Origin of the sequence: Mesorhizobium sp. B2-4-19, assembly GCF_006441315.1 — a bacterium.
In the GTDB taxonomy this organism is placed as follows: domain Bacteria; phylum Pseudomonadota; class Alphaproteobacteria; order Rhizobiales; family Rhizobiaceae; genus Mesorhizobium.
The window spans coordinates 192,858-213,147 of record NZ_VFUV01000002.1 but is presented as its reverse complement, the minus strand read 5'-3'; the positions used below and the strand labels follow the sequence as shown (position 1 = coordinate 213,147).

Below are 20,290 nucleotides of genomic sequence, written 5' to 3'. Positions count from 1 at the left end.
AGGGTGCGGATCATGATTGCTGCGCGTCCTTCGAGGCTGGTGCCAAGCATCGACACAGAGCGCGGACGTCGCCAGCTCTGTCTTGCATTTTTCCTGGCCGCGCTTGCCTTCCTCGTCTTTTCTGCCCCCGCCTCGGCCGCCAAGATCGACGACCAATTCCGCGCCTGGCTGCAGAACGACCTCTGGCCCGAGGCCAAGGCCAAAGGCATTTCCAAGCAGACATTCGATGCCGCTTTCGACGGCATAAAGCCCAATTTGAAGCTGCCCGACCTTGTCATGCCCGGCGAGAAGCCGAAGACGCCGCAGAAGCAGCATCAGGCCGAGTTCGGCTCGCCCGGCGCCTATTTCGCCGAGAAGACGGTTCGTGCGGTGACGTCGGGTGGCCGCGCGCGCGAAGCCGCCAACGCCAGGACGCTTGCCGCCATCGAAAAGCGCTATGGCGTGCCCGGCGAGATCCTTCTGGCGATCTGGGGCCGCGAGACCGGCTTCGGCGCGGCAAAGATGCCTTACGACGCCTTCGAGGTGCTGGGCACCAAGGCGTTCATGTCGACGAAGAAGGATTTCTTTCGCACCGAGCTTTTGGCCGCGCTGGAAATCGTCCAACGCGGCCTCGCCCCGGTCGGCGCGATGAAATCGTCCTGGGCCGGTGCGCTTGGCCAGCCGCAATTCATGCCGACCTCCTTTCTCAAGCACGCCGTGGATTTCGACGATGATGGACGCGTCGATATCTGGAACTCGACGCCCGATGTGCTCGCCTCGATCGCCAATTATCTCGTCCATTATGGCTGGGTGAGAGGACGCGGCTGGGGCTTCGAGGTGACCGTCCCCGACAGCGTCTTCTGCTCGCTGGAAGGTCCCGATCAGGGCAAGAAGATCTCTGAGTGGGCTGGTATGGGCATCAAGCGCGTCGGCGGCAAGCCGTTTCCGGCGAACGAGCTGAAGGCGGAGGGCTTCCTGCTGATGCCGGCCGGTCGCAGCGGGCCGGCTTTCATCGCCACCCCCAATTTCTATGTGCTGAAGGAATACAACACCAGCGACCTCTACGCGCTGTTCATCGGCCACGGCGCCGATCGCATTGCGCATGGCGACCAGAGTTTTTCCGGCAGCTGGGGTCCGGTCGGCGATCTCCATCGCTCCGACATCGCCGCCCTGCAGCGGGCGCTGGAGGCCAAGGGCTATGATGTCGGCAGCGCCGACGGCCTGCCGGGCTTCAAGACCCGCCGTTCGATCGGTAAGTGGCAGACCAAGAATGGCCAGGCAGCGACCTGCTTTCCCGATGCCGGCCTGGTCACCGCGCTGAAATAACTCAAAGAATTGGCAGATTTTTTCTCGTCCGGCGACCCCGATCGGCAGGCCCGGGCGTCGACGCACTGCCCGCCATTCTACTCGTTCTGCAAATGCTCGTTGCCCGTCACAAAGCGGCCGGATATGCTGTTGACCAATTGGACAAAAACCACGACGGTAAGGGGCTTAAGGGCTGTCGTTTGGCCCCGACAAGAATTCTGCAACCCTGAGCCGGGAACTCAGGTCAACAACCAACAAAACAGGGAACAATTACCATGATGATGGAAAAGTTTGCTCTTCGCTCGCGTGCCTTGCTAGCGGGCGCGGCGGTGTCCGCGCTGCTCATTGGCGCAGCGCCTGCCTTCGCCGTCACACCCGCCGACACGCTGGTCGAGGGATTCGCCATCGACGACATCATCTCCATGGATCCGGGCGAAGCGTTCGAGCTGTCGACTGCCGAAGTCACCGGCAACACCTATGACCTGCTGGTCCGTCTCGACCTCGGCGACACCTCCAAGGTCAAGCCGGATCTCGCAGAGAGCTGGACCGTCTCCGACGACGGCCTGACCTATACTTTCAAGCTCAAGCCGGGCCTCAAATTCGCCTCGGGCAATCCGATCACCGCGGCTGACGTCGCCTATTCGTTCGAGCGCGCGGTCAAGCTGGACAAGAGCCCGGCCTTCATCATCGACCAGTTCGGCATCAGCGGCGACAACGTCGCCGAAAAGGCCAAGGCAATCGACGACACGACATTCCAGTTCACCGTCGACAAGGCCTATGCGCCGAGCTTCGTGCTGAACTGCCTGTCGGCCACCGTCGCCTCGATCGTCGACGCCAAGCTGGTCAAGGAGCATGTCGCCGCGGTGACGCCGAGCGCCGACTACAAATGGGACAACGACTTCGGCAATGCCTGGCTGAAGACCGGTTATGCCGGCTCCGGCGCCTACAAGCTGCGCGAATGGCGCGCCAACGAAGCCGTCGTCATGGAGCGCAACGACAATTATCACGGAGAAAAGGCCAAGCTTGCCCGCGTCATCTACCGCAACATGAAGGAAAGCTCGGCCCAGCGCCTGGCGCTCGAAGCCGGCGACATCGACGTCGCCCGCAACCTCGAGCCGAACGATCTCGACGCCATCGCCAAGAACGCCGATCTCACCACCACCAGCGCGCCGAAGGGCACCGTCTACTACATCAGCCTCAACCAGAAGAACCCCAAGCTCGCCAAGCCGGAAGTGCGCCAGGCGTTCAAATATCTGGTCGACTACGATGCTTTGAGCTCGACCATCCTCAAGGGTATCGGCGAAATCCACCAGTCGTTCCTGCCCAAGGGCGATCTCGGCGCCATCGACACCAATCCCTTCAAGCTCGACGTTGCCAAGGCCAAGGAATTGCTGGCCAAGGCCGGCCTGGCCGACGGCTTCAGCGTCACCATGGACGTACGCACTGGTCAGCCGACCACCGGCATGGCGGAATCGATCCAGCAGACGCTCGGCCAGGCCGGCATCAAGCTGGAAATCATCCCCGGCGACGGCAAGCAGACGTTGACCAAGTACCGCGCCCGCAACCACGACATCTATATCGGCAATTGGGGCCAGGATTATTTCGATCCGAACTCCAACGCCCAGACCTTCGCCTCCAACCCCGACAATTCGGATGCCGGCAAGTCGCACACGCTCGCCTGGCGCAATGCCTGGGACATTCCGGACCTGACCAAGGAAACCGAAGCGGCACTGCTGGAGAAGGATACGGGCAAGCGCGCCGACATGTACAAGGATTTGCAGCAGAAGATCCTCGACACCAGCCCCTTCGTCATCATTCATCAGCAATTGGAAGTGGCCGGGCTGCGCAAGAACCTCAAGAGCTTCGCGCTCGGTCCGAGCTTCGACACCAACTTCGTCGGGCCGGTCTCGAAACAATAGTGCCCGCGGACGCGCCACATGAGCGCGATTGAAAACGAGAGCGGGCGCGGCAGCGCCCGCGCCGTCGCCATTGCGTCGGCGATTGGCCGTTTCCTGGTCATCGCGGTGACGACCTATCTTGGTCTTCTCGCGGTCACCTTCTTCATCGGCCGTGTCATCCCGATCGACCCGGTGCTGGCGGTGCTCGGCGACCGGGCGCCGGCCAATGTCGTCGAGCGCACGCGCCGCGAGATGGGCCTCGACCTGCCATTGATCGAGCAGTTCTACATCTATGTGAAAAATGCCCTGAGCGGTGATTTCGGCACCTCGGTGCTGACCACCAATCCGGTCATGACCGACATTCGCCGCGCCCTTCCGGCAACGACGGAGCTGGCGACGCTGGGGACGCTGATCGGCGCGCTGTTCGGCGTGCCGCTGGGCGTGCTGGCCGCGGTCAGGCGCGGCAGCATCATCGACCAGATCGTGCGTGTCATTGGCCTGATCGGTTATTCCGTGCCGATCTTCTGGCTCGGCCTGCTTGGCCTCGTCCTGTTCTACGCCAAGCTGCAATGGGTGGCTTTTCCGGCCCGGCTCGATGTCGTCTACGAATATACCTTCACGCCGATCACAGGTTTCTACCTTCTCGATTCGGCGATGCAGGGTCAGTGGGATGTCTTCTGGGACGCCTTCCGGCACATCATCCTGCCGGCCTCGCTGCTCGGCTATTTCTCGCTCGCCTATATCAGCCGCATGACGCGCTCGTTCATGCTCAACGAACTCGCGCAGGAATACATCGTCGCCGCGCGCGCCAAGGGCCTGTCGGAAACCCGCATCATCTGGGGCCACGCGCTGCGCAACGCTGCGGTGCCGATGGTGACGGTGATCGCGCTCTCCTATGCCGGCCTTCTCGAAGGCTCGGTGCTGACCGAGACCGTCTTCTCCTGGCCGGGCATCGGCCTCTATATCACCAACTCGTTGCAGAACGCCGACATGAACGCCGTGCTCGGCGGCACCATCGTCATCGGTTCGGTGTTCATCGGCATCAACCTTCTGTCCGATCTCCTCTACCGCGTGCTCGATCCAAGGACGAAGACAGGATGAGCACGGACACCATCCAGAGCCGTCGCGACTGGCTGCTCAGCGAGCGGCCGGCCTCGCGCATGCAGGCAAGGCTCGGCCGCGCCTATGTCGCGTGGCGGCGTTTCTCCGCCAACCGGCTGGCTTTTGTCGGCCTGCTGATCATCATCGCCTTGCTGGTCATCGCCGCCTTTGCCGGCGTGCTGGCACCCTATTCGCCGACCTTCGGCGACCTGAAGAACGCGCGGCTGCTGGCGCCCAGCGCCGAGCACTGGTTCGGCACGGACGACCTCGGCCGCGATATCCTTTCGCGCATCCTCTACGGTTCGCGCTGGACGCTCTATGTCGTTATCCTGGTCGCCATTATCGCCGCCCCCATCGGTCTTCTGGTCGGCACCGTCGCCGGTTACGCCGGCGGCTGGACCGATGCCATCCTGATGCGCATCACCGACATCTTCCTCGCCTTCCCGAAGCTGGTTCTGGCGCTGGCCTTTGTCGCGGCGCTCGGCCCCGGCATCGAGAACGCGGTGCTGGCGATAGCCATCACCTCCTGGCCGCCATACGCTCGAATTGCGCGCGCGGAAACGCTGACGGTGCGCAATTCCGATTACATCAAGGCGGTGCAGCTGATGGGCGCCTCGCCCTTCCGCATCGTGCTGCGCCACATCATGCCGCTCTGCATCTCCTCGCTGATCGTCCGGGTGACGCTCGACATGGCCGGCATCATCCTCACCGCCGCCGGCCTTGGTTTCCTCGGCCTCGGCGCGCAGCCGCCGCTGCCGGAATGGGGCACCATGATCGCGTCCGGCCGCCGCTTCATCCTCGACCAATGGTGGGTGGCCGGCGCGCCGGGCTTCGCCATCCTCATCGTCAGCCTCGGCTTCAACCTGCTCGGCGACGGCCTGCGCGATGCCCTCGATCCGCGGAGCGGCGACCAATGAGCGGCACGCTGCTTGAAGTCGATGATCTTCGGGTCGATTTTCCGACCCGCACCGGCCTGGTCCAGGCGGTGCGCGGCGTGTCCTTCACGCTTGGCCGCGAGCGGCTCGGCATCGTCGGCGAAAGCGGATCCGGCAAGTCGCAGACCGGCCGCGCCATCATGGGCCTGACGCCGCCGCAGGCCAGGATATCGGCCAAAAAATTGGCCTTCGACGGCATTGACCTGCTCGGCATCTCGGCGCGTCAGCGCCGGGCATTGCGGGGCAACCGCATCGCCATGATCCTGCAGGATCCGAAATATTCGCTCGACCCTGTGATGAGCATCGGCCGGCAGATCGTCGAAACCCTGCGGACGCATGAGAAGGTCTCCAAGGCCGAGGCGCGCGAGCGCGCGCTGGCCATGCTGGAAGCGGTCCAGATCCGCGATCCCAAGCGGGTCTTCGACCTGCACCCGCATGAAGTCTCCGGCGGCATGGGCCAGCGCGCCATGATCGCCATGATGCTGATCGCCGGACCGGAAATGATGATCGCCGACGAGCCGACCTCGGCGCTCGACGTCACCGTGCAACTCGACGTGCTCGGCATCCTCGATAAATTGGTCGGCGATCGCGGCATGGGCCTGATCTTCATTTCGCATGACCTGCGCCTGGTCTCGTCCTTCTGCGATCGCGTCATCGTCATGTATGCCGGCAAGGTGGTCGAGCAGCTCAAGGCCTCCGAACTCGGCCAGGCCCAGCATCCCTACACGCGCGGCCTGCTCAACTGCATGCCCAGGATCGGCTTCGAGCGCCACCCTCTGCCGGTGCTCGACCGCAAGCCGGAGTGGGCGGCATGACAGCTGCGATCACCGTCGACGGGCTGGAAGTGATCTTCGACCGGTTTCGCGCGCTGAAAGGTGTCAGCCTCGAAGTCAGGTCAGGCGAATCCTTCGGCCTGGTCGGCGAGAGCGGTTCCGGCAAATCGACGCTGCTGAGGGCGATCGCCGGCCTTGCGCCGATCGCCTCGGGCAGCATCACCGTCAACGGCAAGAAGCTCGGCGCGCGCCGCGACAAGGCCTTTTACCGCGAAGTGCAGATGGTCTTCCAGGATCCTTATGGCTCGCTGCACCCGCGCCAGACCGTCGACCGCCTGCTGCAGGAGCCGCTTGCCATCCATGGTTTTGCCGATGGCGAAAAGCGCATAGAACGCGCGCTCGATGAAGTCGGTCTCGGCAACGGTTTCCGCTTCCGCTACGCACATCAATTGTCGGGGGGCCAGCGCCAGCGTGTGGCGATCGCACGCGCGCTGATCCTCGAGCCGTCAATCCTGCTGCTCGACGAGCCGACCTCGGCGCTGGATGCCTCGGTGCAGGCCGAAGTGCTCAACCTTTTGGAAGAGGTCCGCCGACGGCGCAAGCTGACCTTCCTGATGGTCAGCCACGACCTCGCCATCATCACCCATATGTGCGAGCGGCTGATGGTGATGCAAAGCGGCGAGGCGATCGAGAACCTCACGGCAGCCCAACTTGTCGCGCACCGCGTGACCGAGGATTATACGCGCAATCTGCTGAGAGCGAGCGATGGCTTCGTGAGGGCGTAGCCAAATTTTTCAGATCGACTTCCTTGGCGCCACGCGAGCGTCAGGCTGCTCCGCTCTCAGGCAAGGCTTCGCTGTGTTCAGCTTGGCTCGATTGCTTCGGCTCCTTGATCCTGAACCACGTCACATAAAGCGCCGGCAGGAAGAGCAGCGTGATCGCCGTGCCCGCGATGATGCCGCCCATCATGGCATAGGCCATCGGCCCCCAGAACACTTCGCGTGCGATCGGGATGAGCGCCAGGCTGGCTGCGGCCGCGGTCAGCGCGATCGGCCGCATGCGGTGTTCGGTCGCCTCGATGACGGCCGCCCAGCGGTCCTTGCCCTCGGCGACAAGGTCCTCGATCTGCACGATCAGGATAACCGAGTTGCGGATCAGGATGCCGATCAGCGCCAGAACGCCGAGGATCGCGACGAAGCCGAGCGGCGCGCCGCTCGGCACCAGGGCCGCGACCACGCCGATCAGCCCGAGCGGCGCCACCGCCACCACTAGGAACAGGCGCTGGAAGCTCTGCAACTGGATCATCAGGATCGTCGCCATCACGAACAGCATCAGCGGCACCACGGCCGCGATCGGACCCTGGCTCTTGGCGCTTTCCTCGACCGAGCCGGCGGTCTCGACAGAATAGCCCGGCGGCAGCTTGGCGATGAAGGCATCGACCGATGGCTTCAGCTCGTTGACCACGGTGGCCGGCAGCACGTCGCCGACCAGTCCGGCGCGCACGGTGATCGTCGGAATGCGGTCGCGTCGCCATACTGTCGGCTGCTCCAGCTCGTAGCGGAAGTTGGCCAACGCCGCGAGCGGGATCGCCTCGCCGGTGCTGGTCGGCAACTGCATGTTCTGCAGCGTCCCGATCGAGCCGCGTTCGGCATCGCGTGAGCGCGCCACGACATTGATCAGATAGGTGGCGTCGCGCACCTGCGTGATGGTGGCGCCGCCGACCGTGCTGTTCAGCGCGCTGGCGATATCGGAAGAGGTGATGCCGAGCTGTCGGGCCTTGTCCTGCAGCACGTCGACCCGCAGCACGCGCTGCGGCTCGTTCCAGTCGAAGGTGGGGGCTGCCAGTTTAGGATTGGCCGAGATCACGCCGCCGAATTGCTGCGCCAGCTGGCGCACCGTCTGGATGTCGGGACCGCCGACGCGGTACTGCACCGGACGGCCGACCGGCGGCCCGAGCTCGAGCAGCTTGACGAAGGCGTCGGTGCCGACAAACTCCTCGCGCAGCAGCTTCTCCAACGCCGGCTTGACCCGGTTGCGCGCCTCGATGCTCTTGGTGACGATCACGGTCTGGCCGAAATAGGGGTTGGCCGGCTGCACGTCGTAGGCCAGCACGAAGCGCACCGCGCCCTGGCCGATATAGGACGAGAAATGGTCGATGTCGGGGTTGCCGACCAGCGCCCGCTGCTCGAAGCGCTCCATCTGGTCGCGCGTCTCGGCGATCGAGGAATTTTGCGGCAGGTTCCAGTCGACGATCAGCTCGGGCCGGTCGGAGGGCGGGAAGAACTGCTGCTGGACGAGACCGAAGCCGGCGATCGAGGCGGCAAACAACAGCACCGTGGCGATGATGGTCAGCCAGTGGCGGCGCACCGAGCCGACAAGGACGCGCCGGAACAGCGAAGTAAAGCGTCCCGGCTGGTCGTGGTGTTTCGTCTTCATCGTCGCCGGCAGGATGGTGACGCCGAGCAGCGGCGCGAACAGCACCGCCACGATCCATGACACCAAAAGCGACACGGCGATGACGACGAATAGGGTGAAAGTGTATTCGCCGGCGGCACTTGAATTGAGTCCGATCGGGATGAAGCCGGCGACCGTCACCAGCGTGCCGGTCAGCATCGGGAAGGCGGTCGAGGTGTAGACATAGGTCGCCGCCTTGCGCAGATTGTCGCCGACCTCCAGCCGCGCCACCATCATCTCGACGGCGATCATCGCGTCGTCGACCAAAAGGCCGAGCGCGATGATCAGCGCGCCGAGCGAAATGCGCTGCAGCGAAATGCCGAGATAGGCCATGACCGTGAAGGTGATGGCCAGCACCAGAGGGATCGACAGCGCCACGACGAAGCCGGCTCGCATGCCGAGGCTGATGAACGATACCGCGAGCACGATGGCCACCGCCTCGAACAAAGCGCGGGTGAAGCCCGAGACGGCCTCCTCGACGATGACCGGCTGGTCGGCGACCAGATGCACGCCGACACCGACCGGCAGGTCGGCCAGCACCTTGTTCATCTCCTCATGCAGCGCCTCGCCGAACTGCAGCAGATTGGCGTTGGGCTTCATGCCGATGGCGAGCCCGATCGCGTCCTGGCCGTTGAAGCGGAACAGCGCCGTCGGCGGATCGGCATAGCCGCGCGTGATCGTCGCCACGTCGCTCAGCCGGAAGAAGCGGTCGTTGACGCGCAGGTTGATGGCGCGAAGGCTGTCCTCGGAGGTGAACTGGCCGCCGACGCGCACGCTGATGCGCTCCGGTCCGGACTGGATGACGCCGGACGGCGTGATCGCGTTCTGCGCCTGCAGGCTTGCCAAGATCGCCTGCTGGTTGAGGCCGAGGGCAGCGATCTGGCGGGTCGAGAATTCAAGATAGATGGCTTCGTCCTGCGCGCCGACGAGATCGACCTTGCCGGCATTGGGCACGGTCAGGATCTTGGCGCGGACATCCTCGACATAGTCTCGCAATTGGCGAGGCGTCAGCCCGTCCGATGTGAAGGCGTAGATGTTGCCGTAGACATCGCCGAAGCGGTCATTGAAGAACGGTCCCTGCACGCCTTGCGGAAACTGTGCCTTGATGTCGTTGACCATGTTGCGCACCTGAATCCAGTTCGGCACGACATCGCGCGCCTTGGTGGTGTCCTTCAGGTTGACGAAGATGACGGTCTGGCCGGCGGTGGTGACGGATTTGGTATAGTCGAGGCTGTCGAGTTCCTCGAGCTTCTTCTCGATGCGGTCGGTGACTTGCTGCAAGGTCTCCTTGACGGAGGCGCCCGGCCAGTTGGCCTGGATGATCATCGTCTTGATGGTGAAGTTGGGGTCTTCCTCACGGCCGAGATTGAGGTAGGAGAAGATGCCGGCGACCACGAAGACGAGCATGAAATACCAGACCATGGAGCGGTGGCTGAGCGCCCAGTCGGAGAGGTTGAAGCCTTTCATCAGACGCCGCCCTCCGGCACTTTGACCTTCTGGCCTTCGCTCAGGCTGTGGATGCCCGCGGTGACGACGCGCATGCCAGCCTCCAGCCCTTCGGCGACGGTAAAGGTGTCGGCGCCCTTGGCCGCCACCTTGATCTCTTTCGCCCTCACGCTCGATGTCTGCGGATCGACGATCCACACCTTGTCGGGACCGTTCTTTTCCAGCAGCGCCGAGAGGGGCAGTTCGATCGTCGGTGCCACCTTGGTCACGCGGGTCGCCGTCACCGTCGAGCCGAGCCGGAAGGCCTGCGGCGGATCGGTGAGCGTCAGCTTGACGCGCCGGGTGCGGGTCGAGCCCTCGGCCTGCGGCGCGATCTCGCGCAGCCTGGCCTGGGTCTCGATTGTCGGCAGCGATTGCAGGATGACCTGGAACGGCGTGCCGGCCCTCAGATCGCCGGTCAACTGATCGGGAATATCGACCACGGCTTCGCGCAGATCCGAGCGTGCCACGGTGACGACCGTCTGGCCGGCCGAGACGGTCTGTCCGACTTCGGCGCCGACAGCGGTGACGACGCCGTCGAAATCCGAGAACAGCCTGGCGTAGCCGAGCTGCTCCTGCGATTTGGCAAGCGAAGCCTTGGCCCGCTCGACATTGGCTTCCGCGGCCTTGCGTGCCTGCTGCGCGGCGTCGAAGACGGCCTGCGAGGCGTTGGCCGCGGCAAGCAGCTGGCGCTGGCGCTCCTCGCTGGCGGCGGCGTTGGCGAACTGGGCCTCTGCATTGGAGAGCTCGGCCTTGGCTGCTTGCACCGCCAGCTCCAGCGCGGTCGGGTCGAGTGCGGCGATCGTCGTGCCCTTGCTGACGATGTCGCCGACCTTGACGTCGCGCGAGACGACCCGGCCAAGCAGGCGGAAGGCAAGGTCGGCGCTGACCTGCGGCTCGACCGAGCCGGCAAAGCCGAAGGTCTGCGTGGTGCGCGGCTCGACGACCATCGACAGGACCGGCCGGATGACCTCCGGCGGCTTTTCCTCCGATTTCGAGCAGGCGGCGAGCGCGCCAAGCGCGAACAGGCCAAGCATGACAGGCCGGTTCATTGGGCCGCTCCCGATATCTCGACCGTCTGGCCGGGACTGAGCAACTGCCCGCCCGCGGTCACGACGCTCTGGCCCTCGTTCAGTCCGCTGGTGATGACGACCGTGCCTGAATCGAAGGCCAGCACCTCGACAGGCGTCTGCGCCACCGCCTTGGTCGAGGGGTCGACGATCCACACCGCCGGCTTGCCGGCGCTGGATGTCAGCGCCTGCCAAGGCAGCAGGATCGCCTTCGCCGGCTTGGCGCTGACCGAGCCGATGACCGCCGCCCCCAGCGGCATGCCGGCTGGCGTGTCGGCAATGCCGACCTTCACCCGGATCGAACCGGAAGCCTGGTCGACCGCCGGCGAAATTTCGCGCACCTTGCCTGTCGCCCGGACCTGCGGGTCGGACAACAATGTGATCGTCACCGCCGGCGAGGCCGGCGTCCTGGCGACCAGCGTCTCCTGTACGTTGAACACCGCATCGCGGTCACCGTCCTCGGCGACCGTGAAGACGGTTTGTGCCGCCTGCACCACCTGGCCGGTTTCGACCTGGCGGGCGGTGATGACGCCGGCGGCACCCGCCTTGAGTTCGGTGAAGGACAGGTTCTGCTGGGCATTGGCGAATGCGCTCTGCGCGGCATCGACGCTGCCTTGCGCCACCTTCAGCGCCTGGTCGGCGGCGTCATAGTCGCGCCTTGTGGTGAATCCCTGGGCAAGCAGCGTCTTCTGCCGGTCGAAGGCGGCGGCGGACTGGGTCAGCTGCGCTCGTGCAGCATCGAGATCGGCCTGTGCGGAACGCAGGTCGGATTGCTGCTCCTGCGGATCGATGCGGGCAAGCACCGCACCCTGGTCGACATGCTGGCCGACATCGACAAGCCGCTCGGCAATGCGGCCGCCAACCCGGAACGACAGATTGTTCAGCGTGCGCGCGGCGATCACCCCGGTCAGCGAGGTTCTCGGCGCATAGTCGGCCATCGCCACCGTTTCGGTGCGCACCATGATCGGCAGTTTCTTGTCCGCCGCTTCCTGCTTCTGGCAGCCGGCCAGCAGCAATGCGGCTGCGCAGGCGCACACTGCCGAGGCGATTGGAAATGACAAAAGGCTGGAGGTTTTGACGGATGGCGGCGAGACGGACGATGTCGCGTTCCTCATCATGGGCTCCCCAGCCGCGGTCGCTCGCTGATCGCGATGCCTCGCGGATGTCAGGAGGATAATCGATCCCCGGAAAAAGGAAACCGACCTCGTACGCGTATCGTCCGACTGGTTAAGGCCCGGATCTTCTCGTCGCAGGCCCAATCGACCGCCGGTGGTGCCGACTTGAGGAAAACGTGAAATAAGGTCAGAAGACACCTGATCAACGAGGACGGGCGCCGGCCCGATGAGGGATATCATGAAGAATTCAGCCATTTCCGAACGCAAAAACCAGTCGATCTCGCGCGGCGTCGGCATGACCACGCAAATCTATGCCGACCGGGCCGAAAATTCGGAAATCTGGGATGTCGAAGGCCGTCGCTACATCGACTTTTCCTCTGGCATCGCCGTCGTCAACACCGGCCACCGCCATCCCAGGGTGATCGAAGCGGTCAAGGCGCAGCTCGACCGTTTCACCCACACCTGCCACCAGGTCGTGCCCTATGAAAGCTATGTCAGGCTGGCCGAGCGGCTGAACGCAATGCTGCCCGGCAAGTTCGACAAGAAGACCATCTTCGTCACCACCGGCGCCGAGGCGGTCGAGAACGCAATCAAGATCGCCCGCAATGCCACCGGACGCCCGGCCGTCATCGCCTTCGCCGGCGGCTTCCATGGCCGCACCTTCATGGGCATGGCGCTGACCGGCAAGGTCGTGCCCTACAAGGTCGGCTTCGGCGCCATGCCGGGCGACGTCTATCACGCGCCGTTCCCGGTGGCGCTGCACGGCGTGTCGGTTGCCGATTCGCTTGCCGCACTCGACCGGTTGTTCAAGGCCGATGTCGATCCGGCCCGCGTAGCCGCCATCATCGTCGAACCGGTTCAGGGCGAGGGCGGTTTCTACGAGGCGCCGCGCGAATTCCTGACCGCGCTGCGCAAGCTCTGCGACCAGCACGGCATGCTTTTGATCGCCGACGAGGTGCAGACCGGCTTTGCCCGCACCGGCAAGATGTTCGCGATGGATCACCACGACGTCGCGGCCGACATCACCACAATGGCCAAGAGCCTGGCCGGCGGCTTCCCGCTGTCGGCGGTCACCGGCCGCGCCGAGATCATGGATGCGCCCGGCCCCGGCGGCCTCGGCGGCACCTATGGCGGCAGCCCGATCGGCGTTGCCGCCGCGCATGCCGTGCTTGACGTGATCGAGGACGAAAAGCTGTGCGACCGCGCCAACACGCTGGGCGCGCGGCTGAAGCAGCGCCTGCAGTCGATCCGCGACGACGTGCCCGAGATCGTCGATATAAGGGGCCTCGGCTTCATGAACGCGGTCGAGTTCAACGACGTCAAGAAGAGCCTGCCGTCGGCCGAGATCGCCAACGCCATCCGGCTGAAGGCGCTCGACAAGGGCCTGATCCTGCTGACCTGCGGCGTCTACGGCAACGTCATCCGTTTCCTCGCGCCGATCACCATCCAGGACGAGGTCATGAACGAGGCGCTCGACATCCTGGAAAGCTCGATCCGCGAAGTCTGCGCTGCCTGAACCGCGTTACCTCCCCCTCGCGGGGAGGTCGGACCGCAGGTCCGGGTGGCGGGCTTGGCGCCGACCCCCACCCCGCTGCTTCGCAGCGCCCCTCCCCACAAGGGGGAGGGCGGCTATCCCGCAGCTCTTGCCGGCTCATCCTGCTGAAAGGCAGCCAGAGCCGCCTTCAACCCTTCGGGACCCATTGCCACGGTCTCCGGTTTCGGCGAGAAGCCGGCGCCGAGCATCTTGCGGCCAAGCATGTGGTCGCCGGGGCGGTTGACGGATTCAATGCCGAGCAACCGGTCGCCGGCATAGTGGTAGATCGAGAATCTGTTGTCGGGCAGGTCGCCGAGCACGACTTGGCTGTCGCCGCCGGCGGTCAGCCCGACCATCTGCAGCTTCATGTCGCCAATATCGGACCAGAACCATGGCACCGCCGAATAGGCATCCGCGTGACCGGTGATCGTGCGCGCCGCGAGGCGGGCCTGGTCGGTGGCGTTCTGCACCGATTCCAGCCGCACATCGCCGCCGGTGAACCAGTGCCGGTAGGAGGCGGCGTCGCCGATGGCCAGGATTTCTGGCGCCGAACTGCGCATCTGATGATCGACACGGATGCCGTCGGCTATGGCAAGGCCGGCGTCCTGCGCCAGTTCGACATTGGGCACGGCGCCGATGCCGACGATGACCATGCGCGCCGGCAATTTTTCGCCCGACGAGGTGATGGCGGCGACGACATGACCGTTTTCGCCTTCGAGCCTTGAAATCGAGGTGCCAGTCAGGATGCGCACGCCGGTCGCTTCCAGCCGTTGGCGGACATGGCTCGCCACCACAGGGGCAACGGCGCGCCCAAGCAGCCGGTCGACCGCTTCCACCACCGTCACCGTGCGGCCGGCCGCGCGCAGCGTCGCGGCGATCTCCAGCCCGATGAAGCCGCCACCGAGGATGACGACATCTTCGCTCCGTGCGCTCAGGTCGCGGATCCGCCGGGCATCGGCCAGTGAACGCAATGACAAGACGCCGGACAGATCAGCGCCTGGCAGCGGCAGGAGGCGCGGGCGCGATCCGGTCGCCAGGATCAGGTGGTCGAAGGCAAGCACGCCGCCGCCTGATATCTCCAGGCTGCGGCCGCCGGCATCGATGCGCTCGATCCGCACGCCCGGCCGATAGTCGATGGCGCTGCCGGTATAGAAGGCCTCACCCCGAAGCGGTTGCGGCTTGGCCTCGGCATCCTTGATGAAGGTCTTCGACAGCGGCGGCTTATGGTAGGGCAGTTGGTTCTCGTCACTGATGAGGATCACCGGCCCGTCATAGCCGTCCTCGCGCAGACTGGCGGCCGCTTGCACGCCCGCATGACCCGCACCGACAATGACCACGCCGTTCTTCATCGCGTTCCAAATCCTGATTCGATCCTAGGATCTCTCGGCAGGTGGCAATTGTCTGGCGCCGCCGCAAGAGAGCGTTTGCGGGTCGCACCCGGAACGGCGGCTGTCAATCGTACAGTTCGACAGCGAAGCCGGTGCAGCCGAGATACAAAGTTGACTTCTGTAGTTTAGAATAATTCTAAACTATTGTTTCAATTGGCTTTTCCCGTAGATTTTCGTTGACTTCCATCGGCGTCGAAGCTTTATGGAAGCATGCGTATTGGCGCATCCCTTTGATGTCTGGGCCTTGAACCCGTTCGATTGGAGGCATTTTGGTGTCTTTCTTCCCTGAACCGCGCAATGGCGCGGCAAGTCTTGGCGCTTTTGGCAACGACGTGGCCCCGCGCCGGTCGCCGCGCGCGCCGCTTATGGAATTTCCGAGAAACTGGAGAGTGATGATGACGGCACGATATGGCGGCAGGCTGGCGGCGATTGGTGCCACGGCGCTGCTGACGGCGGCGGTGTTCGTGCTGCCTGCCAAGGCGGAAACCGACGCGAAAGCGGTCATCAGGACCTATTCCGATATCGCGCTTGCCAAATATGAGGATTCGTTGACCACGGCGCAGGCTCTCGACAAGGCGGTCGATGCGCTGCTGGCCAACCCGTCGGCGGAAACGCTCAATGCCGCCCGCGCCGCCTGGAAGGCATCGCGCGTTCCCTACCAGCAGACCGAGGTCTACCGCTTCGGCAACAAGATCGTCGACGACTGGGAAGGCGAGGTGAATTCCTGGCCGCTGGACGAAGGCCTGATCGACTATGTCGCCAAGAGCTACGGCACGGAATCGGACACGAATTCGCTCTATACGGCCAATGTGATCGCCAACAAGGAAATCGAGATCAACGGCAAGAAGGTCGATGCCTCGAAGCTTTCTCCGGAATTCCTCTCCGGCACGCTGCAGCAAGCCGGCGGCGTCGAGGCCAATGTCGCCACCGGCTATCACGCCATCGAATTCCTGCTCTGGGGCCAGGATCTGCACGGCATCGGCCCGGGCGCCGGCGAGCGCCCTTACACCGACTACGACCTCAAGAACTGCACCGGCGGCAATTGCGACCGCCGTGCCGAATATCTGAAGTCCGCCACCACCCTTCTGGTTTCGGACCTGCAGAAGATGGTCAACGACTGGAAGGCAGATGGGGCCGCACGCAAGAACCTCGTCGATGGCGAGCCGAACGCGGCGATCTCGGTCATCTTCACCGGCATGGGCTCGCTGTCCTACGGCGAACTGGCCGGTGAACGCATGAATCTCGGCTTGATGCTGCATGATCCCGAGGAGGAGCAAGACTGCTTCTCCGACAACACCTACAATTCGCACCTCTATGATGCGATCGGCATCCGCGCCGCCTACCTGGCCAGCTACACGCGCCTCGACGGCACCGTCGTTTCCGGACCTTCGGTGCATGACATGGTCAAGGCCGCCGATCCTGCGATCGACAAGGAGCTGTCTGACAAGCTCGACGTCACCGTCGCCAAGATGGAGGCGATCAAGGCGCGGGCCGAGGCCGGCGAGGCCTATGACCAGCAGATCGCCGAGGGCAACGCGGCGGGCAACGCCACCGTGCAGGCGGCGATCGACGCCCTGATCGATCAGACCAAATCGATCGAGCGTGCCGTCGGCTCGCTGAAACTCAACGCCATCGCCTTCGAAGGCTCCGACAGCCTCGACGCACCCGACAAGGTGTTCAAGTAAGCGCCGAAACCTGGAGCCCGGTCGGAAGCCGATAATCGGCTTCGAAATGGGCTCCGGGACCAGAACAAGCCACACGGCGCGGGAGGCGCCGTCAGCCATCCGAGCCCTGAAAATGCTGATCTGCCATTGCAACATCATCACCGAGAAGGAGATCGAGCAGACGATCATCGGGCTGCTGGACCTGGACCCCTGGCAACTCATCGTGCCGGCCAAGGTCTATCACGCGATGCAAAAGCGTGGCCGTTGTTGCGGCTGTTTCCCAAATGTGGTCGAAACGATCATTCGGGTTACCGAAAATTACCACGCCCGCTCGGAGGCGAGCGGCGTCGATGTCGTTTCACACCTGGATCGCGTCAGAGGCCTGCGCGTCCAATACGGGAGCAGAACCCATGAAAGGCGAAAGTCTGGTCATCGAGCAGCTTAACGAGGCTCTTTTCCTGGAGCTTGGAGCCGTCAATCAATATTGGGTGCACTTCCGTCTGCTGGAGGATTGGGGGTACACGAAGCTGGCCAAGAAGGAGCGGGCGGAATCGATCGAGGAGATGCACCACGCCGACAGGCTCATCGCCCGGATCATCTTCCTTGAAGGCCATCCGAACCTGCAGTCCGTGGCGCCGCTGCGCATCGGGCAGAACGTCAAGGAAGTGCTCGAATCCGACCTTGCCGGCGAATATGACGCGCGCACGGCCTACAAGCGTTCGCGCGAAATCTGCCATGAGGTGGGCGACTACGTGACGATGAAACTGTTTGAGGATCTGCTGGCTGACGAGGAAGGTCACATCGACTTCCTCGAGACGCAGCTCGACCTGCTCGCCTCGATCGGCGAGGAGAAGTACGGCCAGCTCAACGCCGACTCGGCCAACGAGGCGGAGTAAAGGCATGCGGGAATGCGGCGCCTGCTAGAATTACCGCGCCGCTTGCGGCGGGCCGATGGCTCGCCGTTTCGCTTGAAGAGGCCAGCCGGACTGGCTCGTCGGCGCTGCACCATTCTCGTGTTGGCGCTGACATCGTCCGCGATTGCCGGCGAGCTTCAGCCGGCCGGGCTCGCCACCACGCGCAGCGACCTCGATGCCAAGGATCAGGCGCGCGTCACCGCCGTCACCAGGCCGACCACGGATTTCTCCAAACCCGAGCCGTTCGAACTGATGCAAGGCGGCGCCGGCACGTCTGAGAAAGACGTCAGCCGCGACGCGTTCTCGCAATCCTCGGCCAACATCACCTTCGAGGAAGAGGGCACTTTCAAGCTCGGCAACGCCTTGTTCCGCAAGAACTGGGTGTCGTCGCCATCTTCGACGCAGGCGTCGGACGGGCTGGGTCCGCTGTTCAACGAACGCGCCTGCCAGAACTGCCATCTGAAGGACGGCCGCGGTCGCCCGCCGCAAGGCGATACCGGCACCACGTCGATGTTCCTGCGGCTGGCGCGAGATGCCAGCAGCGCCGAGGAAAAATCGGCCCTTGCCGACCGCGATCTGCCCAATTTCCCCGATCCGGTCTATGGGACGCAGTTGCAGGAGCTGGCCGTGCCCGGCTTGCGCGGCGAAGGCCGGATGCGCGTCGATTATCAGGAACGGCAGGTGACGCTGGCGGACGGCACGGCGGTTTCCCTGCGCAAGCCCAGCTACTCCGTCACCGATCTCGCCTATGGGCCGCTTGATCCGCGCACCACGCTGTCGCCGCGCCTGACGCCGCCGATGATCGGCCTTGGCCTGATCGAGCAGATCGCGCCGGCTGACATTCTTGCCCATGCCGATCCGGAAGACCTTGACGGCGACGGCATCTCCGGCAAGCCGAACATCGTGCGTGACGGGCTGAGTGGCGAACTGACGCTTGGCCGTTTCGGCTGGAAAGCACAGACCGCGACGATCCGCCAGCAGGCGGCGGACGCCTTCGCCGGCGATATCGGCATCTCGACGCCGGAACAACCAAAGCATTGGGGCGATTGCACCACCGCACAGGCAAAATGCCTAGCCATGCCGAATGGCGTGCAGGCGCGCCTCGGTCCGGTCGAGGCGCCGCCGCCGGTGATGGATCTCGTCACCTTCTATTCGCAGAACCTGGCGGTGCCAGCGCGCCGCGATCTCGCCGCGCCTGGTGTACTCGCCGGCAAGAAGCTCTTTTACGAGATCGGCTGCGTTTCCTGCCACACGCCGAAATTCGTCACTCGGCGGGATGCGCCTGACAAGGCGCAGGCCTTCCAACTGATCTGGCCCTATTCCGATTTCCTGCTGCACGACATGGGACCCGACCTGGCCGACGGCCAGGCGGTGGGCGATGCGACGGGCAGCGAATGGCGCACCGCGCCGCTGTGGGGCATCGGCCTCACCGAAACCGTCAACGGCAATTCCTTCTTTCTGCATGATGGCCGCGCGCGCAGCCTGATCGAGGCGATCCTGTGGCATGGTGGCGAGGCGCAGAAGGCGCGCGACCGCTTTGCCGCCGCCAACGCGGCCGAGCGCGATGCGCTGGTCAAATTCCTGGAGTCACTGTGATGCTGAAGCGCTCTGCACTGGTTCTCGTTCTTCCGCTGGCTCTGCTCGGTGTTTTCCCCGCCTCGGCGGCGGTGAACGCCTCCGACATCATCCAGCGGGCGATCGACGGCTTTGTCCGTCCGGCCTATGCCGATCTGCACCAGCATGCGGAAGCGTTGACGCAAGCGATGCACAAGCTCTGTGAAGCGCCCTCGCAAGGGGAGCTCGATGCGGTGCGGGGCGAATTCTCGGCCACGGTCTATGCCTGGTCGTCGGCCGAAATCATCGGTTTCGGGCCGATCAAGGAGAACAATCGGCTGGAGCGCATCCTCTACTGGCCGGATCGCAAGAGCATAGGCCTGAAACAGGTGCAGGCGGCGCTGGCGGACAAGGACTCGACGGCGGCCGATCCGAAACAACTGGCCGGCAAGAGCGTCGCCATGCAGGGGCTCGGCGCGCTGGAGTTCGTGCTTTTCGGCGAGGGCGCCGACGCGCTGGCGGGCAAGGACGATCCCTATCGCTGCGCCTATGGCGCGGCGGTTGCCGGCAATATCGAAACCATGGCCGATGACGTCAGCGCGGCCTGGAACAAGCCGGACGGCTTTGCCGCGCTTTGGGCCAATCCGGGACCGCAGAACGCACTCTACCGCGACGGCAACGAAGCGGTCACCGAACTGGTCGGCGTTTTCATCAACGAGCTGGAGATGGTCAGGGATGTCCGCCTGAAAGGTTTTCTTGGCGGCAAGCCGGATGCGGACAAGCCGAAACAGGCGATCTACTGGCGCTCGCAAAACACCGCCAATGCACTGGCCGGAAATCTCGCCGGCATCGATGCGCTGTTCCAGGCCTCGAAACTTGGCGATGCGCTACCGCCCGATACACGCTGGATGGCGGAGTCCATCCACATCCAGCTGGTCAACGGCGTCGCCACCGCGAAGTCGATCCAGGGTCCGATCGACAAGACGCTCGCCGACCCCGCGCTGCGCGAAAAATTCGAGCATTTCGCGCTGATCACCTCCAGCCTGTCGACCCTGATCGGCACCCGCCTGACCGCCGAATTCGGCCTGACCGTCGGGTTTTCGTCATTGGATGGAGACTGA

At 64.2% G+C, this 20,290-nt stretch carries 16 protein-coding genes; 12 read left to right on the top strand and 4 right to left on the bottom strand.

Going from position 1 to position 20,290, the window contains the following annotated elements; all coding sequences use genetic code 11:
- The first annotated feature begins 12 nt into the window (after nucleotides 1-12).
- The 6 genes from FJ546_RS04255 to FJ546_RS04230 all read left to right on the top strand — a co-directional run bounded on the left by FJ546_RS04255 (nucleotide 13) and on the right by FJ546_RS04230 (nucleotide 6,776).
- Nucleotides 13-1,305, top strand: a complete 1,293-nt coding sequence (locus FJ546_RS04255; RefSeq protein WP_140888218.1) for a lytic murein transglycosylase — start codon at nucleotides 13-15, stop codon at nucleotides 1,303-1,305.
- 254 nt (nucleotides 1,306-1,559) lie between these two features.
- Complete coding sequence (locus FJ546_RS04250; RefSeq protein ID WP_140888217.1) at nucleotides 1,560-3,203, top strand: ABC transporter substrate-binding protein; 1,644 nt, start codon at nucleotides 1,560-1,562, stop codon at nucleotides 3,201-3,203.
- Nucleotides 3,204-3,221: 18 nt separating this feature from the next.
- Nucleotides 3,222-4,283, top strand: a complete 1,062-nt coding sequence (locus FJ546_RS04245; protein WP_140888216.1) for an ABC transporter permease — start codon at nucleotides 3,222-3,224, stop codon at nucleotides 4,281-4,283.
- On the top strand, nucleotides 4,280-5,200 hold the full coding sequence (gene nikC, locus FJ546_RS04240; RefSeq protein WP_140888215.1) for a nickel transporter permease: 921 nt from the start codon (nucleotides 4,280-4,282) through the stop codon (nucleotides 5,198-5,200). The genes FJ546_RS04245 and nikC overlap by 4 nt, the downstream gene beginning before the upstream one ends.
- Entirely contained in the window at nucleotides 5,197-6,033 is an 837-nt protein-coding gene (locus FJ546_RS04235; RefSeq protein WP_140888214.1) for an ABC transporter ATP-binding protein, read from the top strand. The genes nikC and FJ546_RS04235 overlap by 4 nt, the downstream gene beginning before the upstream one ends.
- Nucleotides 6,030-6,776, top strand: coding sequence for an ABC transporter ATP-binding protein (locus tag FJ546_RS04230; RefSeq protein ID WP_140888213.1), 747 nt, complete (start codon nucleotides 6,030-6,032; stop codon nucleotides 6,774-6,776). Before FJ546_RS04235 ends, FJ546_RS04230 begins: the two co-directional genes overlap by 4 nt.
- 40 nt (nucleotides 6,777-6,816) lie before the next feature.
- Here FJ546_RS04230 and FJ546_RS04225 read toward each other — a convergent pair whose 3' ends face one another.
- From FJ546_RS04225 to FJ546_RS04215, 3 genes are read right to left on the bottom strand one after another with little or no spacing between them, the layout of a single operon-like run.
- Nucleotides 6,817-9,912 carry an efflux RND transporter permease subunit gene (locus tag FJ546_RS04225; RefSeq protein WP_140888212.1) on the bottom strand — a complete coding sequence of 1,032 codons (3,096 nt, stop codon included), beginning with the start codon at nucleotides 9,910-9,912 and terminating at the stop codon, nucleotides 6,817-6,819.
- The gene (locus tag FJ546_RS04220; protein WP_140888211.1) at nucleotides 9,912-10,982 is read right to left on the bottom strand and encodes an efflux RND transporter periplasmic adaptor subunit; all 1,071 of its coding nucleotides are present in this window, start codon (nucleotides 10,980-10,982) and stop codon (nucleotides 9,912-9,914) included. Before FJ546_RS04220 ends, FJ546_RS04225 begins: the two co-directional genes overlap by 1 nt.
- Complete coding sequence (locus tag FJ546_RS04215) at nucleotides 10,979-12,115, bottom strand: efflux RND transporter periplasmic adaptor subunit (protein WP_246686742.1); 1,137 nt, start codon at nucleotides 12,113-12,115, stop codon at nucleotides 10,979-10,981. The genes FJ546_RS04220 and FJ546_RS04215 overlap by 4 nt, the downstream gene beginning before the upstream one ends.
- A 238-nt stretch (nucleotides 12,116-12,353) precedes the next feature.
- On the opposite strand from FJ546_RS04215, the gene FJ546_RS04210 reads away from it, so the two are divergent.
- Nucleotides 12,354-13,631: a 4-aminobutyrate--2-oxoglutarate transaminase gene (locus FJ546_RS04210; protein WP_140888209.1), complete on the top strand. Its 1,278-nt coding sequence runs from the start codon at nucleotides 12,354-12,356 to the stop codon at nucleotides 13,629-13,631.
- Nucleotides 13,632-13,744: 113 nt separating this feature from the next.
- Here the strand turns inward: FJ546_RS04210 and FJ546_RS04205 are convergent, their stop codons facing one another.
- On the bottom strand, nucleotides 13,745-14,998 hold the full coding sequence (locus tag FJ546_RS04205; RefSeq protein ID WP_140888208.1) for an FAD-dependent oxidoreductase: 1,254 nt from the start codon (nucleotides 14,996-14,998) through the stop codon (nucleotides 13,745-13,747).
- A 434-nt stretch (nucleotides 14,999-15,432) separates the two neighbouring features.
- Between FJ546_RS04205 and FJ546_RS04200 the strand changes: the two genes are divergently transcribed.
- The 5 genes from FJ546_RS04200 (at nucleotide 15,433) to FJ546_RS04180 (ending at nucleotide 20,290) form a co-directional block, all read left to right on the top strand.
- On the top strand, nucleotides 15,433-16,722 hold the full coding sequence (locus FJ546_RS04200) for an imelysin family protein (protein ID WP_140888207.1): 1,290 nt from the start codon (nucleotides 15,433-15,435) through the stop codon (nucleotides 16,720-16,722).
- Nucleotides 16,723-16,834: 112 nt separating this feature from the next.
- A complete protein-coding gene (locus tag FJ546_RS04195; RefSeq protein WP_140888206.1) occupies nucleotides 16,835-17,146 on the top strand; it encodes a (2Fe-2S)-binding protein in 312 nt (103 codons plus the stop codon).
- Nucleotides 17,112-17,597 carry a bacterioferritin gene (bfr, locus tag FJ546_RS04190; RefSeq protein ID WP_140888205.1) on the top strand — a complete coding sequence of 162 codons (486 nt, stop codon included), beginning with the start codon at nucleotides 17,112-17,114 and terminating at the stop codon, nucleotides 17,595-17,597. Before FJ546_RS04195 ends, bfr begins: the two co-directional genes overlap by 35 nt.
- A gap of 12 nt (nucleotides 17,598-17,609) precedes the next feature.
- Entirely contained in the window at nucleotides 17,610-19,211 is a 1,602-nt protein-coding gene (locus FJ546_RS04185) for a di-heme oxidoredictase family protein (RefSeq protein WP_140888204.1), read from the top strand.
- The gene (locus tag FJ546_RS04180; RefSeq protein ID WP_140888203.1) at nucleotides 19,211-20,290 is read left to right on the top strand and encodes an imelysin family protein; all 1,080 of its coding nucleotides are present in this window, start codon (nucleotides 19,211-19,213) and stop codon (nucleotides 20,288-20,290) included. The genes FJ546_RS04185 and FJ546_RS04180 overlap by 1 nt, the downstream gene beginning before the upstream one ends.

Bases quoted from the DNA above. Each gene is read 5' to 3' on its own strand.
- FJ546_RS04255 (WP_140888218.1), top strand. From the start codon at position 13: ATGATTGCTGCGCGTCCTTCGAGGCTGGTGCCAAGCATCGACACAGAG.
- FJ546_RS04250 (WP_140888217.1), top strand. From the start codon at position 1,560: ATGATGATGGAAAAGTTTGCTCTTCGCTCGCGTGCCTTGCTAGCGGGC.
- FJ546_RS04245 (WP_140888216.1), top strand. From the start codon at position 3,222: ATGAGCGCGATTGAAAACGAGAGCGGGCGCGGCAGCGCCCGCGCCGTC.
- nikC (WP_140888215.1), top strand. From the start codon at position 4,280: ATGAGCACGGACACCATCCAGAGCCGTCGCGACTGGCTGCTCAGCGAG.
- FJ546_RS04235 (WP_140888214.1), top strand. From the start codon at position 5,197: ATGAGCGGCACGCTGCTTGAAGTCGATGATCTTCGGGTCGATTTTCCG.
- FJ546_RS04230 (WP_140888213.1), top strand. From the start codon at position 6,030: ATGACAGCTGCGATCACCGTCGACGGGCTGGAAGTGATCTTCGACCGG.
- FJ546_RS04225 (WP_140888212.1), bottom strand. From the start codon at position 9,912: ATGAAAGGCTTCAACCTCTCCGACTGGGCGCTCAGCCACCGCTCCATG.
- FJ546_RS04220 (WP_140888211.1), bottom strand. From the start codon at position 10,982: ATGAACCGGCCTGTCATGCTTGGCCTGTTCGCGCTTGGCGCGCTCGCC.
- FJ546_RS04215 (WP_246686742.1), bottom strand. From the start codon at position 12,115: ATGAGGAACGCGACATCGTCCGTCTCGCCGCCATCCGTCAAAACCTCC.
- FJ546_RS04210 (WP_140888209.1), top strand. From the start codon at position 12,354: ATGAAGAATTCAGCCATTTCCGAACGCAAAAACCAGTCGATCTCGCGC.
- FJ546_RS04205 (WP_140888208.1), bottom strand. From the start codon at position 14,998: ATGAAGAACGGCGTGGTCATTGTCGGTGCGGGTCATGCGGGCGTGCAA.
- FJ546_RS04200 (WP_140888207.1), top strand. From the start codon at position 15,433: ATGACGGCACGATATGGCGGCAGGCTGGCGGCGATTGGTGCCACGGCG.
- FJ546_RS04195 (WP_140888206.1), top strand. From the start codon at position 16,835: ATGCTGATCTGCCATTGCAACATCATCACCGAGAAGGAGATCGAGCAG.
- bfr (WP_140888205.1), top strand. From the start codon at position 17,112: ATGAAAGGCGAAAGTCTGGTCATCGAGCAGCTTAACGAGGCTCTTTTC.
- FJ546_RS04185 (WP_140888204.1), top strand. From the start codon at position 17,610: ATGCGGCGCCTGCTAGAATTACCGCGCCGCTTGCGGCGGGCCGATGGC.
- FJ546_RS04180 (WP_140888203.1), top strand. From the start codon at position 19,211: ATGCTGAAGCGCTCTGCACTGGTTCTCGTTCTTCCGCTGGCTCTGCTC.